Origin of the sequence: Streptomyces sp. NPDC058459 (genome assembly GCF_042721685.1) — a bacterium.
In the GTDB taxonomy this organism is placed as follows: Bacteria; Actinomycetota; Actinomycetes; order Streptomycetales; family Streptomycetaceae; genus Streptomyces.
In genome coordinates this window covers 1-14,085 of record NZ_JBHXLV010000171.1, presented here as the reverse complement: position 1 = coordinate 14,085, position 14,085 = coordinate 1, and the positions used below count along the sequence as shown (strand labels likewise).

General features: G+C 69.8%; 16 protein-coding genes. 1 reads left to right on the top strand and 15 read right to left on the bottom strand.

The genetic code is table 11. The features are described from left to right. Positions 1-31: 31 nt before the first annotated feature. The 10 genes from tatC to ACFWN1_RS25215 form a co-directional block, all read right to left on the bottom strand. Positions 32-928, bottom strand: a complete 897-nt coding sequence (gene tatC / locus ACFWN1_RS25260) for a twin-arginine translocase subunit TatC (RefSeq protein WP_384366203.1) — start codon at positions 926-928, stop codon at positions 32-34. A gap of 89 nt (positions 929-1,017) precedes the next feature. Then, entirely contained in the window at positions 1,018-1,299 is a 282-nt protein-coding gene (gene tatA / locus ACFWN1_RS25255; RefSeq protein ID WP_384366200.1) for a Sec-independent protein translocase subunit TatA, read from the bottom strand. A 262-nt stretch (positions 1,300-1,561) separates the two neighbouring features. Further along, on the bottom strand, positions 1,562-1,756 hold the full coding sequence (locus tag ACFWN1_RS25250; protein WP_384366195.1) for a hypothetical protein: 195 nt from the start codon (positions 1,754-1,756) through the stop codon (positions 1,562-1,564). 19 nt (positions 1,757-1,775) lie between these two features. Beyond that, positions 1,776-2,009: a hypothetical protein gene (locus ACFWN1_RS25245; RefSeq protein WP_384366198.1), complete on the bottom strand. Its 234-nt coding sequence runs from the start codon at positions 2,007-2,009 to the stop codon at positions 1,776-1,778. Positions 2,010-2,065: 56 nt separating this feature from the next. After that, complete coding sequence (locus ACFWN1_RS25240; protein ID WP_384366192.1) at positions 2,066-3,061, bottom strand: helix-turn-helix transcriptional regulator; 996 nt, start codon at positions 3,059-3,061, stop codon at positions 2,066-2,068. 19 nt (positions 3,062-3,080) lie between these two features. Continuing rightward, positions 3,081-4,034: a helix-turn-helix transcriptional regulator gene (locus ACFWN1_RS25235; RefSeq protein WP_384366190.1), complete on the bottom strand. Its 954-nt coding sequence runs from the start codon at positions 4,032-4,034 to the stop codon at positions 3,081-3,083. 177 nt (positions 4,035-4,211) lie between these two features. Next, entirely contained in the window at positions 4,212-4,592 is a 381-nt protein-coding gene (locus ACFWN1_RS25230; RefSeq protein ID WP_384366188.1) for an FKBP-type peptidyl-prolyl cis-trans isomerase, read from the bottom strand. A 74-nt stretch (positions 4,593-4,666) separates the two neighbouring features. Continuing rightward, the gene (locus ACFWN1_RS25225) at positions 4,667-5,668 is read right to left on the bottom strand and encodes an FKBP-type peptidyl-prolyl cis-trans isomerase (protein ID WP_384366185.1); all 1,002 of its coding nucleotides are present in this window, start codon (positions 5,666-5,668) and stop codon (positions 4,667-4,669) included. Between the two features lie 144 nt (positions 5,669-5,812). Continuing rightward, the gene (gene pafA, locus ACFWN1_RS25220; protein WP_384366182.1) at positions 5,813-7,174 is read right to left on the bottom strand and encodes a Pup--protein ligase; all 1,362 of its coding nucleotides are present in this window, start codon (positions 7,172-7,174) and stop codon (positions 5,813-5,815) included. Between the two features lie 9 nt (positions 7,175-7,183). Then, entirely contained in the window at positions 7,184-8,443 is a 1,260-nt protein-coding gene (locus tag ACFWN1_RS25215; protein WP_384366179.1) for an MFS transporter, read from the bottom strand. 141 nt (positions 8,444-8,584) lie between these two features. Here ACFWN1_RS25215 and ACFWN1_RS25210 point away from each other — a divergent pair, with 141 nt between their 5' ends. Next, entirely contained in the window at positions 8,585-9,601 is a 1,017-nt protein-coding gene (locus ACFWN1_RS25210; RefSeq protein WP_384366176.1) for a LacI family DNA-binding transcriptional regulator, read from the top strand. An 82-nt stretch (positions 9,602-9,683) separates the two neighbouring features. On the opposite strand, the gene prcA is transcribed toward ACFWN1_RS25210, so the two are convergent. From prcA to dop, 5 genes are all read right to left on the bottom strand, one after another. After that, complete coding sequence (gene prcA, locus ACFWN1_RS25205; protein WP_384366173.1) at positions 9,684-10,475, bottom strand: proteasome subunit alpha; 792 nt, start codon at positions 10,473-10,475, stop codon at positions 9,684-9,686. A 63-nt stretch (positions 10,476-10,538) separates the two neighbouring features. After that, positions 10,539-11,384 (bottom strand): proteasome subunit beta, encoded by an 846-nt coding sequence (prcB, locus tag ACFWN1_RS25200; RefSeq protein ID WP_384366170.1) that lies wholly within the window; start codon positions 11,382-11,384, stop codon positions 10,539-10,541. Further along, positions 11,336-11,848, bottom strand: a complete 513-nt coding sequence (locus ACFWN1_RS25195; RefSeq protein ID WP_384366167.1) for an endonuclease VII domain-containing protein — start codon at positions 11,846-11,848, stop codon at positions 11,336-11,338. The genes prcB and ACFWN1_RS25195 overlap by 49 nt, the downstream gene beginning before the upstream one ends. 120 nt (positions 11,849-11,968) lie before the next feature. Beyond that, positions 11,969-12,187 (bottom strand): ubiquitin-like protein Pup, encoded by a 219-nt coding sequence (locus ACFWN1_RS25190; RefSeq protein WP_030812711.1) that lies wholly within the window; start codon positions 12,185-12,187, stop codon positions 11,969-11,971. 167 nt (positions 12,188-12,354) lie between these two features. After that, a complete protein-coding gene (gene dop / locus ACFWN1_RS25185) occupies positions 12,355-13,866 on the bottom strand; it encodes a depupylase/deamidase Dop (protein WP_384366163.1) in 1,512 nt (503 codons plus the stop codon). Between the last annotated feature and the right edge of the window lie 219 nt (positions 13,867-14,085).

Below are 14,085 nucleotides of genomic sequence, written 5' to 3'. Positions count from 1 at the left end.
GTCCGGCCCCTCGTCGCGGGTCGTCGTGCGCTCAGGTGACGTCGTCGTAGCCGTCGGGCCGGGCCGGCGGCAGGGCCTCGGTCTGGCGGGCCTGCCCGGGCACCGCGGCGGGCAGCCGCTCGGGGCCGCCGACCGGCTCCGGCCGGTGGTCCAGCGGCGACGCCTCGTCGTCGTCCAGCTCGACGGCCTCCTCGGCACGCGCGCGGCGCCGGTCGTTCAGCAGGGCGACGCCGACGGCGATGAAGTACAGCACCACGATGGGGCCGGCCAGCGCGATCATGCCGAAGGGGTCCGTGGTGGGGGTGGCGACAGCGCCGAAGACGAAGACGCCCATGACCACACCGCGCCACCAGCCGGCCATGCGGCGCCCGGTCACCACACCGGCGAAGTTCAGCATGACCAGCAGCAGCGGAAGCTCGAAGGCACCGCCGAAGATGAGGATCATCCGGACGATGAAGTCCAGGACCTTGTCCATCGGCAGGATGTTCGCCGAGCCGTCCGGGGTGATGCCGAGCAGCACCCGCATGCTGATCGGCAGGATCGTGTAGGCGAGCCAGGCGCCCGCCATGAAGAGCGGCACCGCCGCGGCCACGAACCCGTAGGTGTACTTGCGCTCGTTGCGGTGCAGGCCCGGTGCGATGAACGCCCACAGCTGGTAGAGCCAGACGGGGCTGGAGAGCACCACGCCGGCCATGAAGCAGACCTTCACCGTGGTGGTGAAGGGCGACAGCAGGTCGGTGTAGGCGATGACGGCGCAGGAGCCTCCGGTGGACTCCCCCAGACCCCCGGTGCAGCGAGGGACCGGACGCGAGAGGAAGGACATCAGGTTCTGGCTGTAGAAGGCGGCCACCACGGAGACGACCGTGATCGCCAACATGCCCTTCGCGAGCCGGTTGCGCAGCTCACGCAGGTGCTCCACGAGGGGCATCCGGCCCTCGGGGTCCTTCTCTTTCTTGCGGGCAGACTTGGGCAACCCACGTCCTCATCTCGTGCGGCAGGCCGGAATACGGCCACGGGTCAGCGCTGGGTGGTGTCCGTGGGCTCGTTGACCGGACGGGCGCTGTTCACGTCGCCGGGGGCGGCCTGGATGGTGCGCTGCACGGGAGGCTGCTCGCCGGGGTGCGGGGGGGCGGCCGGGGCGGTGGTGTTGTTCTCCTCCTTCATCGCCTTGGCCTCGCTCTTGAGGATGCGGGCGGACTTGCCCAGCGAGCGGGCCATGTCGGGAAGCTTCTTCGCGCCGAAGAGCAGGAACACGACGACGAGGATGAGGATGATCTCGGTAGGACCGAGCCGTCCGATGCCCATGAGTTACTACCTTCTCACCGAGGCGGGGGTGGGGGTGCTGTCCGACCGGTCGGACACGCGTCCGGATGGTCGGCCGGCAGCGATCGTAACGCTCAGGGGTAAACGAGAGGCAATCCCCGTGCGTACTCCCGGTCGGCGGTACGCGCCTCGTTCTCCGCACCGCGACCAGCAGCGTACCCGCACGCCTGTCCCACAGGACAGGGCGAAGTGACGCAAATCGTTTGTGGCGTTTCCGGCGTTCGGACGGCTTCGCAGGTCAGAGCGTTTCGGCGGCGCGGGCGGTGTTCGCCGCGGCCCGTTCCAGATCCTCCGCGGCCCGGCTGATCCGGCGCCCGGAGTCGGCCACCTGGACACCGAGCTGCCGTGCCGCGAGGAACACCCGGACGGCGAGCACCCCCAGGACGGCGATACCCAGGAAACCCACGGCTACGGCGAACATCGGCCAGAACATGGGAGGAGCCTAGACCGTCCTACCCGGTGGAGTGCAGCCGCAGGGTCCGCACCCCGGCGCCGCTGAGCAGCTGCACGATCCGCTCCCCGGCGGGCTTGCGCACCGCCGTGCCGCACCCGGGGCAGGTGAAGGAGTAGAACGTGGTGCGGGTGGAGCCCCCGACGGCCAGCCGCAACGCGCCCGCGGCGAGTTCGAACCGGGCCCGGCAGCCGGGACAGGCCGCCTTGAACACCACGGGCACGACGCCGCGCATCCCGGCGAACGCTGCGGCCGCCGTCACACCGCCCGTCACCGGCGCCGAGGTCTCGTTCACGACGTGTGCTCCGGCCCCTCGTACGCCGCCAGGGCCTCGCGGGCGGCCCGGCGGGCGCGGTCGGCGAGGTCGGGCGGCGAGGCGATCCGGCCGTCCGGGCCGAGCCGCAGGGCCAGCCGCCGCAGGGAGGCCGGGTCGGGGGTGCGCAGCGTGATGCGCAGCCCGCCGTCGGGCAGCTCCTCGGCCGTGTCGTGCGGGTAGTACTCGGCGACCCAGCGCCCGCCGGGGCCGACCTCGACCACGACCTCCGGGTCCTCGGCGGCGGGCTGCACCAGCCCTTCGGACAGGTCGCGCGGTTCTATCTCGGGCGGCGCGGCCGGCTCGTCGAGAATCCGGATCTCCGCGACCCGATCCAGCCGGAAGGTGCGGCGCGCCTCCGAGCGGCGGCACCACGCCTCGACGTAGGTGTGCCCGACGCTGACCAGGCGGATCGGGTCGATCTCCCGCTCGGTCAGCTCGTCACGGGCCGGGGAGTAGTAGCGCACCCAGAGCCGGCGGCGCTCGGAGATGGCCCGGTCCACGTCGGCGAAGACACCGCCCTCGGACTCGAAGGTCACCGACAGCCGGGAGCTGGCCCCGGCAGCCTCACCGGCGGCGGTCTCCACTTTGGCGGTGGCCCGCACCAGCGCCTGCCGGTCGCTCTCGCGCAGTCCGGGCAGGGTGGCCACCGCGCGGGCGGCCACCAGCAGCGCGGTCGCCTCGTCGGCGGCGAGCCTGAGCGGTTCGGCCGCGTCCTCGCCGAGCGCCGCCGGGTTGTGCCACCAGATGCGTTCGCCGTCGGTGTCGATGTCCAGCAGATCGCCGCCGCGGAAGCTGGTGCCGCACATGGGCAGCACGTCCAGGTCGGAGACCAGCTCGTCCTCGGTGATGCCGAAGGCGCGGGCCACGTCCGCGATCCGGGCGCCGGGGCGCTCACGCAGATACGTGACCAGCGACAGCATCCGCCGGGTCTGGTCGATGGCGTTCACGGGCCTGGCCGGTTTGCCTGCCATGGTGTTGGTTCCGCTCCCCTCAGCCCTTGGCCACGGCACGCAGCCGGTCCACGACGTCCGCCCGCAGCTCGGCCGGTTCCAGTACCACCACGTCCGGCCCGAACTCCACCAGCCAGGCGTCCAGCCCGTGCCCGTACGGGATCTCCAACTCGTCCCAGCCGCCGCCCAGTTCGCGCACCTTGGTGGCCCTGGCCCGCAGCGGGTAGCCGGCCCCCGCGCGCAGCCGGATCAGCGCGGAGCGGTCGGCGGTCTCCCCCGCCCAGCGCCGGACGGTCTCCCGCACGGTCACCACGTCCGGCACCGGCGCGGTGAAACCAGTACCGCGCGCCCGGACCTTGCCGGTGATCCGGGACAGCCGGAAGACCCGCTCCGCGCCCCGCTCACGGTCGTGGCCCGCCAGGTACCAGTGGCCGCGCCAGCACTCCAGCGCCCAGGGCTCGACCTGCCGGGTCTCGGGGTGCGCGGCGGACGCCTTGCGGTACTCGAAGACCACCGGGCGGCGGTCCCGGCAGGCCAGCATCAGCGGCTCGAACGCGGCCTCGTGCACCGGGATGCGGGGCTCCAGCGCGCCGTGCGAGCCGTAGGGGTCGACGTCCTCGGGGAGTCCCGCCGCACGCAGCTTCTGCAGGGCGCCGCTCGCCGCGCCGGCCAGCCTCGCCTGCTGCCAGACCTTGGCGGCGAGCCCCAGGGCCGCGGCCTCCTCGGCGTCCAGGGTGATCGCGGGCAGCCGGTTGCTGTCCCGGCGGGCGAGATAGCCGACCTCGCCCTCGATGTTCTCCACGGTCTCGATGACCAGGCCCAGCTCGCGCAGATCGTCCTTGTCCCGCTCGAACATGCGGTTGAAGGAGTCGTCCGACCCCGCTTCCAGGTACGCCTCGACGGACCCGCGCAGCTCGCGCTTGCTGAGCGGCCGCCGTGTGCCGAGCAGGCACAGCGCGAGGTTCATCAGCCGCTCGGCCTTGGCAATGGCCATCGACGCCCTACACCTTCCCTCAGCTGCTTCCGATCGTTGACCGTACCGCTCCCGGGTGGCGCGGCAAAAGCCGAAGCAAAGAAGAAGGGCCAATGCGGACGACAAGGGTCAAAGAAGAAGGGCCCGCGCACCCGGCGCGGGCCCCACTTCGGTCAGAACCGATCAGACCGGCTCAGGTCAGCGCTTGCCGACGCCCACCAGGTCGCAGACGAAGATCAGCGTCTCACCCGGCGCGATCCGGCCACCGGCACCCCGGTCGCCGTACGCGAGGTGCGCCGGGATGACCAGCTGGCGACGGCCGCCGACCTTCATGCCCTGCACACCCTTGTCCCAGCCCTGGATGACCTGGCCGGCACCCAGCTTGAAGTCCAGCGGCGTGCCGCGGTTCCAGGACGCGTCGAACTCCTCACCCGTGGAGAACGCGACACCCACGTAGTGCACCTTGACGAAGTCGCCCGCTTCGGCGGCCTCGCCGTCGCCCTCCCAGATGTCCTTGATCTCAAGGTCCTTCGGCGGCTCGCCGCCCGGAAAGTCGACCTCGGGCTTGTCGATGCTCACGTCAAAAGCTCCTGCGTGTGTACGAAACGAAACACGGACAGTCTGTCATCCCCGCAGCGCGGGCACCCGGAGCGCTACATCGCCGCCAGGATGTCCACCGTGAAGACCAGCGTGGCGCCCTTCGCGATGCCGCTCCCGCTCGGCGGGTTGTCGCCGTAACCCAGGTCCGGCGGCACCACGACCAGCACCCGGCTGCCGACCTTCTTCCCCGTGACCCCCTGCGCAAGCCCCTTGACGACCTGCTCCATCTGCTCCACCGAGAACTGACTGAGCCGCCCCGATCCGTACGTCTTCTGGAACGTCTTGCCGCCCTGCCACTCCAGCCCCTGGAACTGGCACAGGATCGCCTGCTTCTGGGTGACCGCGTCCCCGTCGCCCTCCAGGACGTAGTTCGACACCAGCTTCTTCGGCGGGTCCGACTTCGGCAGCGTCACCTTCGGCAGATCGCCGTCCGTGTTCGTGGCCACCTTCGGCAGCGCCGTGTCCGTCTGCGGGACCTCCTTGCCCTTCGCCGAGCTCTTGGCGTTGTAGGAGTCCAGCAGATCGATCACGAACACCAGTGTGTCCGTACCCTTGATCCCCGCCTGCTCATTGCCCGAGGGCCCGTACCCCCAGGTCGGCGGCACCGCGATCTCCACCCGGCTGCCGATCTTCTTCCCCGTCAGCGCGTACCGCCAGCCGTCGATGATGCTGCCCTGAGCCAGTTGCAGCACCAGCGGACTGCGGTCGTAGGAACTGTCGAAGACCTTGCCCGAGCTCCAGATCTGGCCCAGGTAGTCGGCTTTGATGAAGTCGTTCTCCGCCACCGTACGGCCGTTGCCCGCGATCACCGTACGGACCGCCAGATCCTTCGACGGGTCCCCCGACCCCTTGGCGACCGTGGGCTTCTCACCGAACTTCGTCCCCGCCGTGATCGCCGGCAGCGGACCGTCCACGACCTTCGGCGGCGGAGGCGACGACGGCGAGGGCGACGGAGACGCGGACGTCTTGCTGGACTTCGCATCGCCGTCGCCGCACCCGGCGAGCGTGACCAGTCCAGCGGGAACTGCGGCCAGGAGGAGTGAGCGTCGGCGCACGGGGGATGCCTCGTAATCGGTCGATCTTGCGGATGGGTGCGCGCAACTCTACGACGTGCCAAGGGCGCCGTACGGTAAACGTACGGCGCCCGTGTGGCGCTGACGGGAATACAGCGCCGAAAGCCGCGACCGGAGAGGCCGCTCCTACATTCCGGCGATCAGTTTCTCCACCCGGTCGTCCACCGAACGGAACGGGTCCTTGCACAACACCGTGCGCTGCGCCTGGTCGTTGAGCTTCAGATGCACCCAGTCGACCGTGAAGTCCCGGCGCTGTTCCTGCGCCCGCCGGATGAAGTCACCGCGAAGCCGCGCCCGAGTCGTCTGCGGCGGCACCGACTTGCCCTCGAAGATCTTCAGGTCATTGCAGATCCGCGCAGCCTGACCCTTCCTCTCCAGCAGGTAGTACAGCCCACGACGCCGGTGGATGTCGTGATACGCGAGGTCTATCTGCGCGACCCGCGGATGCGACATCGTCATGTTGTGCTTCTCGCGGTACCGCTCGATGAGCTTGTACTTCATCACCCAGTCGATCTCGGTACCGATCCGGTCCAGCTCCTCCGACTCGATCGCGTCCAGCGTCCGGCCCCACAGCTCCAGCACCTGCGCGACCGTGCCCGTACGGATGCCCCGGCGGTCGCAGAAGTCCACCGCCTTGTCGAAGTACTCGCGCTGCACCTCCAGCGCCGACGCCTCCCGGCCGCTGGCGAGACGCACCTTGCGCCGGCCGGTGATGTCATGGCTGACCTCACGGATCGCCCGGATCGGGTTCTCCAGCGTCAGATCCCGCATGACCGTGCCCGCCTCGATCATGCGCAGCACCAGATCGGTGGCACCGACCTTCAGCAGCATCGTCGTCTCGGACATGTTCGAGTCACCCACGATGACATGCAGCCGCCGGTAACGCTCGGCGTCCGCGTGCGGCTCGTCACGGGTGTTGATGATGGGCCTCGAACGTGTCGTCGCCGACGACACGCCCTCCCAGATGTGCTCCGCCCGCTGGCTCACGCAGTACACCGCACCACGCGGCGTCTGGAGCACCTTGCCCGCGCCGCACAGCAGCTGCCGGGTCACCAGGAACGGGATGAGGATGTCCGCGAGCCGGGAGAACTCCCCGTGCCGCGCCACCAGATAGTTCTCGTGGCAACCATAGGAGTTGCCCGCCGAGTCGGTGTTGTTCTTGAAGAGGTAGACGTCGCCCGCGATTCCCTCCTCGTGCAGGCGTCGTTCCGCGTCCACCAGGAGTCCCTCGAGAATGCGCTCGCCGGCCTTGTCGTGAGTGACCAGCTCGGTCACATTGTCACACTCGGGTGTCGCGTATTCCGGATGTGAGCCCACGTCGAGATACAGCCGGGCACCGTTCCGCAGAAAGACATTGCTGCTGCGGCCCCATGACACGACACGGCGGAAGAGGTACCGCGCCACCTCGTCAGGAGACAGACGCCGCTGTCCCCTGAACGTGCACGTGACGCCGTACTCGTTCTCCAGCCCGAAAATGCGGCGGTCCATGACTGAACATTACGCCCGATCCCCTGAACTGAAACGGGGTTCGGCAGCACGATCTGGATCATTTTCCGAAGAAGCCGCAACCACACCAGCCCCGGCGGGAGCCGCCAGCACCCGCCCCGTGGCCAGCAGCACCAGCAACGACACACCTCCCGCGACCCCCGGCAGCGCGAACCCCCACGACGCGCCACCCGACTGGACCACCGGCCCCGCGAGCCCCGTCCCCACCGACGCGCCCACCATGAACGTCGTCACCAGCCACGAGAACGCCTCCGTCACCGTCCCCGCCGGAGCATGCCGGTCCACGATGATGAACGCACACGCGATGCACGGCGCCAGGAACACCCCCGACACCACCGACAGCAGCACCATCGCCACCGGTCCCGGCATCGACAGCAACGGCAGGTAACACACCGCCAGCAGCGCCACCAGCACCCTGAGCCGCCGCTCCGGCACCCCCGACCACCGCCGCGCCCCGTACACCGTCCCGCCGGCCAGCGCGCCCAGACCCAGCCCCGCCATCATCCAGCCGTACACCGCGTCACCGCCGTGCCCGTCCGCGTACGACACCGACGCCACCGTGATCGACCCCATCGCGATCCCCACGAACAGGAACGCCCCCAGCAGCGCCAGCAGCCCCCGCGAGCGCAGCGCACCCAGCCAGTGCGCCTCCCGCGGCTCCGAGCGCCACGCCCGCGACGGCGCCGACACCACCACCGACAGCGCCCCCAGCACCCCCAGCAGATTCAGCACCAGCAGCGCCGCCCGCTCCGACCACACCGACACGCACAGCGTCACCAGCAGCGGCCCGGCCGTGAACATCACCTCCTGCGCCACCGCGTCCAGCGCGTACGCCGTGTGCACCTGGTCCCCCCGGCGCAGCACCGAGGGCCACAGCGCCCGCAGCCCGCCCTCCAGCGGCGGTGTGCAGAGCCCCGACAGCGCCACCAGCGCGTACGCGAGTCCCAGCGGCCCGATCCCGCAGAACGCGAACCCCGCCATCGCCAGCGCCGACGCCACCGCCGCCGGCAACTGCACCCTCGGCTGCCCGTACAGGTCCACCAGCCGCCCCAGCAGCGGCTGGCCCACCGCGTTCGCCACCCCGTACACCGCCGCCAGCGCGCCCGCCAGGCTGTACGTACCGCCCTCCGCGCGCACGAACAGCACCATGGCGATCGGCGCCACCGCGTTGGGCAGCCGGCCCACCAGCGTCCCCGTCAGCAGGCGCAGCGCATGCCGCGCCCGCAGGATCTCCAGATAACCCGTCGCCATGTCCCCGCCCCTTCAGCGGCCGCTCCGGCACCCCCGACCACCGCCGCGACGTCTCCGAAGTGTTACGTATAACTAGCGCTTCCATACGTACCATGTGCGCTGTCCGGCCGTCCACACAGCACCCAGAGGAGCACGCCCCCGGTGGCACACAGCAGCACGCGCCCGACCAGCCGTGACGTCGCCCGAGCGGCCGGAGTCAGCCAGGCCGCCGTCTCCCTCGTCCTCGGCGACAAGTGGCGCGGCCGCGTCTCCGAGACCACCGCCGAGCGCGTACGCCAGGCCGCCACCGACCTCGGCTACCGCCCCAACCTCGCCGCCCGCAACCTCCGCCTCGGCCACACCCGCACCGTGCTCCTCGTGGTCCCCGCCCTCACCACCGAGTTCTTCGCCGGCGTCTACACCGGAGCCGCCCGCGTCGCCGCCGAACACGGCTTCGGCGTCGTCCTCTACCCCTCCCCCGAAGGCGTCGGCCCCGCCCGCGACCCCTTCGCCAGCGCCCAGGCCGCCCTGGACGGCGTCATCGCCTCCTCCATGGCCGCCGACGCCCTCACGGCCATCAGCGGCGACCGACTGCCCCTGGTCATGCTCGACAGCGACCCCGCCGGCAGCCTCGGCGCCGCCACCGTCAACCTCGACATCACCGACGGCGTCCGCCAGGTCACCGACCACCTCCTCGGCATCGGCCACCGCCACCTCCTCCACCTCGCCGCCGACGTGCCCTCCTGGACCTTCGAGATCCGCGCCCGCGAACTCGCCGCCCGCCTCGCCGACGTACCAGGCACCCGGCTCGCCACGGCCCACGCGCCCATCGCCATCGACGCCGCCCGAGCCGCCACCGAAGCGGCCCTCGGCGCACCCGGCCCCCGCCCCACCGCCATCGTCTGCGACGACGACAAACTCGCCGCCGGCGCCTACAAGGCCCTGCGCCGGCTCGGCCTGCGCGTCCCCGACGACATCTCCGTCACCGGCCTCGACGACCTCGCCCTCGCCACCGCCCTCGACCCCGAACTCACCACCGTCCGCCTCGACGCCGAACTCTTCGGCGAACGCGGCATGCAAGCCCTCCTCGCCGTCCTGGACGGCCGGGAGCCGGAGCACGGGGACATTCCCGTCCAGCTCATCCCGCGCGCCTCCACGGCCCCACCACGGCCCTCCTGAGGCCCCTCCCGCGGCACCGACACGAAGTGCCCCCGACCGGAGACCGGCCGAGGGCACCTGAAAACATCGCGCGGCGCGCGCCTCACTCCTTCGCAGAACCCGAACCACCCGAACCACCCGACGCGCCAGGCGTGTCGTCCGGATCGTCCGCGCTCTCCGCCTCCGTCGCCGCGCCGTTCGCCGCCAGCAGCCGCGACAGCTGACCACCCACGATCCGCTTGAACTTCCGCTTCTGCGGACGTGTCCGGTCCAGCACCGCCACCTCGAGACGCTCCGCCGGAATCTCCCGCTCACCGCCGTTGGTGTCCCGCGACAGCGCCCGCACCGCCAGCTTGAGCGCCTCCGCGAGGCTCATCCCGTCCTGGTGCCGCTGGTCCAGGAAGGTGCTGATCTGCTCGGAGCTGCCGCCGACCGCCACCGAACCGTGCTCGTCCACGATGGAACCGTCATGCGGCAGCCGGTAGATCTGGTCACCGTCAGGGGTCTCCCCGACCTCCGCCACCACCAGCTCCACCTCGTACGGCTTCTCGGCCGCCGAGGAGAAGATCGTGCCCAGCGTCTGCGCGTACACGTTCGCCAGGCCGCGCGCGGTCACATCGTCACGGTCATAGGTGTAGCCACGCAGATCCGCGTACCGCACACCACCGATGCGCAGATTCTCGTACTCGTTGTACTTGCCGGCGGCCGCGAAGCCGATCCGGTCGTAGATCTCGCTGAACTTGTGCAGCGCACGGGACGGGTTCTCGCCGACGAACACGATGCCGTCGGCGTACTGCATGACCACCAGGCTGCGACCGCGCGCGATGCCCTTGCGGGCGTACTCGGCGCGGTCCGCCATGGCCTGCTGGGGTGAGACATAGAACGGCGTCGACACCGGTTATCCGTCCCTTTCTGTCATGGTCACTGGATCACCTCACTGCGAAGACCGGACGCCCGCTCAGAGCAGGGCGGCCCGCGGACCGTCCGGCTCCTCCAGCCGGCGCTGCAGCACCGCGCGCGACAGCTCGGACGCCTGGTCCTCGGTCAGCCTGCGGAAGCCCTCGTCGGTGATCACCGTGATGATCGGATAGATCCGGCGGGCGACGTCGGGACCACCGGTCGCCGAGTCGTCGTCGGCCGCGTCGTACAGCGCCTGCACCACCAGGGTGGTGGCCTCCTCCTCGGTCAGGTCGCCGCGGAACAGCTTCTTCATCGCACCGCGCGCGAACACCGAGCCCGAGCCGGTCGCCGCGAAGTTGTGCTCCTCGCTGCGGCCGCCGGTCACGTCGTACGAGAAGACGCGGCCCTTCGCGCGGTCCAGGTCGTACCCCGCGAACAGCGGCACCACGGCCAGGCCCTGCATGGCCATGCCGAGGTTGGAGCGGATCATCGTCGACAGGCGGTTCGCCTTGCCCTCCAGCGACAGCTGGGCGCCCTCGACCTTCTCGAAGTGCTCCAGCTCCAGCTGGAAGAGCTTCACCATCTCCACGGCCAGGCCCGCCGTGCCGGCGATGCCGACCGCCGAGTACTCGTCCGTCGGGAACACCTTCTCGATGTCCCGCTGCGCGATGACGTTGCCCATGGTGGCCCGGCGGTCACCGGCGAGCACCACACCGCCGGGGAACGTCACGGCCACGATCGTCGTCCCGTGCGGGGCCTCGATCACGCCCTGCACGGGCGGCAGCGTCCGCTTGCCCGGCAGCAGCTCCGGCTGGTGGTCCGACAGGAAGTCCATGAAGGAGGACGACCCAGGCGTCAGGAAGGCAGCTGGTAGACGCCCGGTGCCACGAGTATTGGCTTCCACGAGTTTCCTTCCAGATAGTCGGCGGCCCGGCGTACGGCCTCGGGGTCGTCCCCCAGCTTGCCGATGGCCGAATTGCAGTTGAAGCACAGTACGCCACGGACCCTACCCGTCTTGTGGCAGTGATCCACATGTGCGGCCGGGGCATTCAGACAGATCACACAGAGCCCGCGTTGAGAGGCCACCATGGCGTCACGTTCGGCTCCAGTGAGGCCATACATGCGTTTGAGGCGGCTTTCCTCGTTCCGCGCTTTGCGGCACGACCGGCAGTAACTCGCCCAGCCGTCGGACGAGGACTTGTTCCGCTCCCATTTAGCGTGCGGCTTCACGATGGCGCACTGCGGACATCGCTTGTGCCCTTGAGGGGCCACGCCTTTTTCGCGTACGGTCCTGCCCTTGGCCTCCTGACGCTGCCGGTAGTACTCCGCAGAGCATTCCCGGCAATACGCCTGGAGGCCGTCGGGCATCGCCCTGTTGCTCGCGAACGCCCCCCTGTCCAGGAAACGCTGACAGCGCGAGCAGCGCCGCTCCCCCACCTTTTGACTCACCCTGACTCCCGTGACCTCACCTTCGATTCGAAGGGAAAATCACTCCCCGCCCTTCTGAACGAAGGACCTCACGAAGTCCTCGGCGTTCTCTTCGAGTACATCGTCGATTTCGTCGAGCACCGAGTCCACGTCGTCGGTCAGTTTTTCCTGTCGTTCCTTGAGGTCTTCGGAGCCCTGTGCCTCCTGGGTCTGCTCCTCGACCTCTTCGGTGGAGCGTGTGGCCTTCTGCTGGCCGCCGCCGGTGTCCTTGGTCGCCATAACCCTCACCCCGCTCAGTTCGCCGTTCGCTGATGATCAGACCCTACAAGCCGGGTCCGACATCGGCCCCGTAGTTCCAGGAACGTACGGGGGCCATCTCGATGATTCCCTGACGCCGGGATTTCCACCCTGCGGAGGGAGCCGAATCAATGCCCCGGGCCGGGGTTTCAATTGCCGGAGAGCACCCTGACCAGCTCGTCGGCGGTCCGGCACCGGTCCAGCAGCTCCTTGACGTGATTTCGCGTTCCGCGAAGCGGTTCCAGGGTTGGCACCCGCTGGAGCGAATCACGGCCGGGGAGGTCGAAGATGACCGAGTCCCAGGAGGCCGCGGCCACGTCGTCCGCGTACTGCTCCAGGCACCGCCCGCGGAAGTAGGCGCGGGTGTCCTCCGGCGGCTTGGTCCGCGCCCGCTCGACCTCCGCGTCGTCCAGCAGCCGCTTCATGCGGCCCTTGGCGACCAGGCGGTTGTAGAGGCCCTTCTCGGGGCGTACGTCGGCGTACTGGAGGTCGACCAGGTGCAGCCGGGGCGCGTCCCAGTCGAGGTCGTCGCGGCGGCGGTAGCCCTCCATGAGCTGCCGTTTGGCGACCCAGTCGAGTTCCCCGGCCAGGCTCATGGGGTCGCTCTCCAGCCGGGTGAGGGTGTCCTCCCAGCGGACGAGGACGTCTCTGGTCTGGTCGTCGGCGTCGGCGCCGTAGCGCTCCTCGACGTATTTGCGGGCCAGCTCGAAGTACTCCATCTGCAGCTGTACGGCGGTGAGTGTGCGCCCGCTGCGGAGGGTGATGAGGTGGCCCAGGGAGGGGTCGTGGGAGACCTGGTGGAGGGTGCGGACGGGCTGGTCCACGGCGAGGTCCACCGCGATGAAGTTGTCCTCGATCATGGACAGGACCAGTGCGGTGGTGCCCAGCTTGAGGTAGGTGGAGATCTCCGAGAGGTTGGCGTCGCCGATGATCACATGGAGGCGCCGGTATTTCTCGGCGTCCGCGTGGGGTTCGTCGCGGGTGTTGATGATGGGCCGTTTGAGGGTGGTCTCCAGGCCCACCTCGACCTCGAAGTAGTCGGCGCGCTGGCTGAGCTGGAAGCCGTGTTCGTGGCCGTCCTGCCCGATGCCGACGCGGCCGGCGCCCGCGAAGACCTGGCGGGAGACGAAGAAGGGCGTCAGATGGCGCACGATGTCCGAGAAGGCGGTCTCCCGCTTCATCAGGTAGTTCTCGTGCGTGCCGTAGGAGGCGCCCTTGTTGTCGGTGTTGTTCTTGTAGAGGTGGATGGGCTGGGCGCCGGGCAGCGCGGCCGCGCGTTCGGCGGCCTCGGCCATGATGCGTTCGCCCGCCTTGTCCCAGAGGACGGCGTCGCGCGGGTTGGTGACCTCGGGGGCGCTGTATTCGGGGTGGGCGTGGTCGACGTAGAGCCGGGCGCCGTTGGTGAGGATGACGTTGGCGAGGCCGATGTCCTCGTCGGTGAGCTGGCTGGAGTCGGCGGCTTCCCGGGTGAGGTCGAAGCCTCGCGCGTCGCGCAGCGGGTTCTCCTCCTCGAAGTCCCAGCGGGCCCGGCGGGCCCGGTGCATCGCCGCCGCGTAGGCGTTGACGATCTGGGACGAGGTGAGCATGGCATTGGCGTTGGGGTGGCCGGGGACGGAGATGCCGTACTCCGTCTCGATGCCCATTACTCGCCGTACGGTCATGCGGCCCTCCTTGCCCGGCGGCACCCTCTGTCTTGGGTGTCGCTCGCGTACCGCTGGCGCTCCGGTGCGTGTGCGGTGCCCGTCCCCGCACTGCGCGACTCGGCGGTAGGAAAGAGCCTAGAACGCCTTTGCACTGGTGGGGAGATCATTTGCGTCATTGACTGCTCCGGTCGTGGCCTGAAAAGCGAGCGGCTGCGGATGCCCGAGGCGGGCATCCGC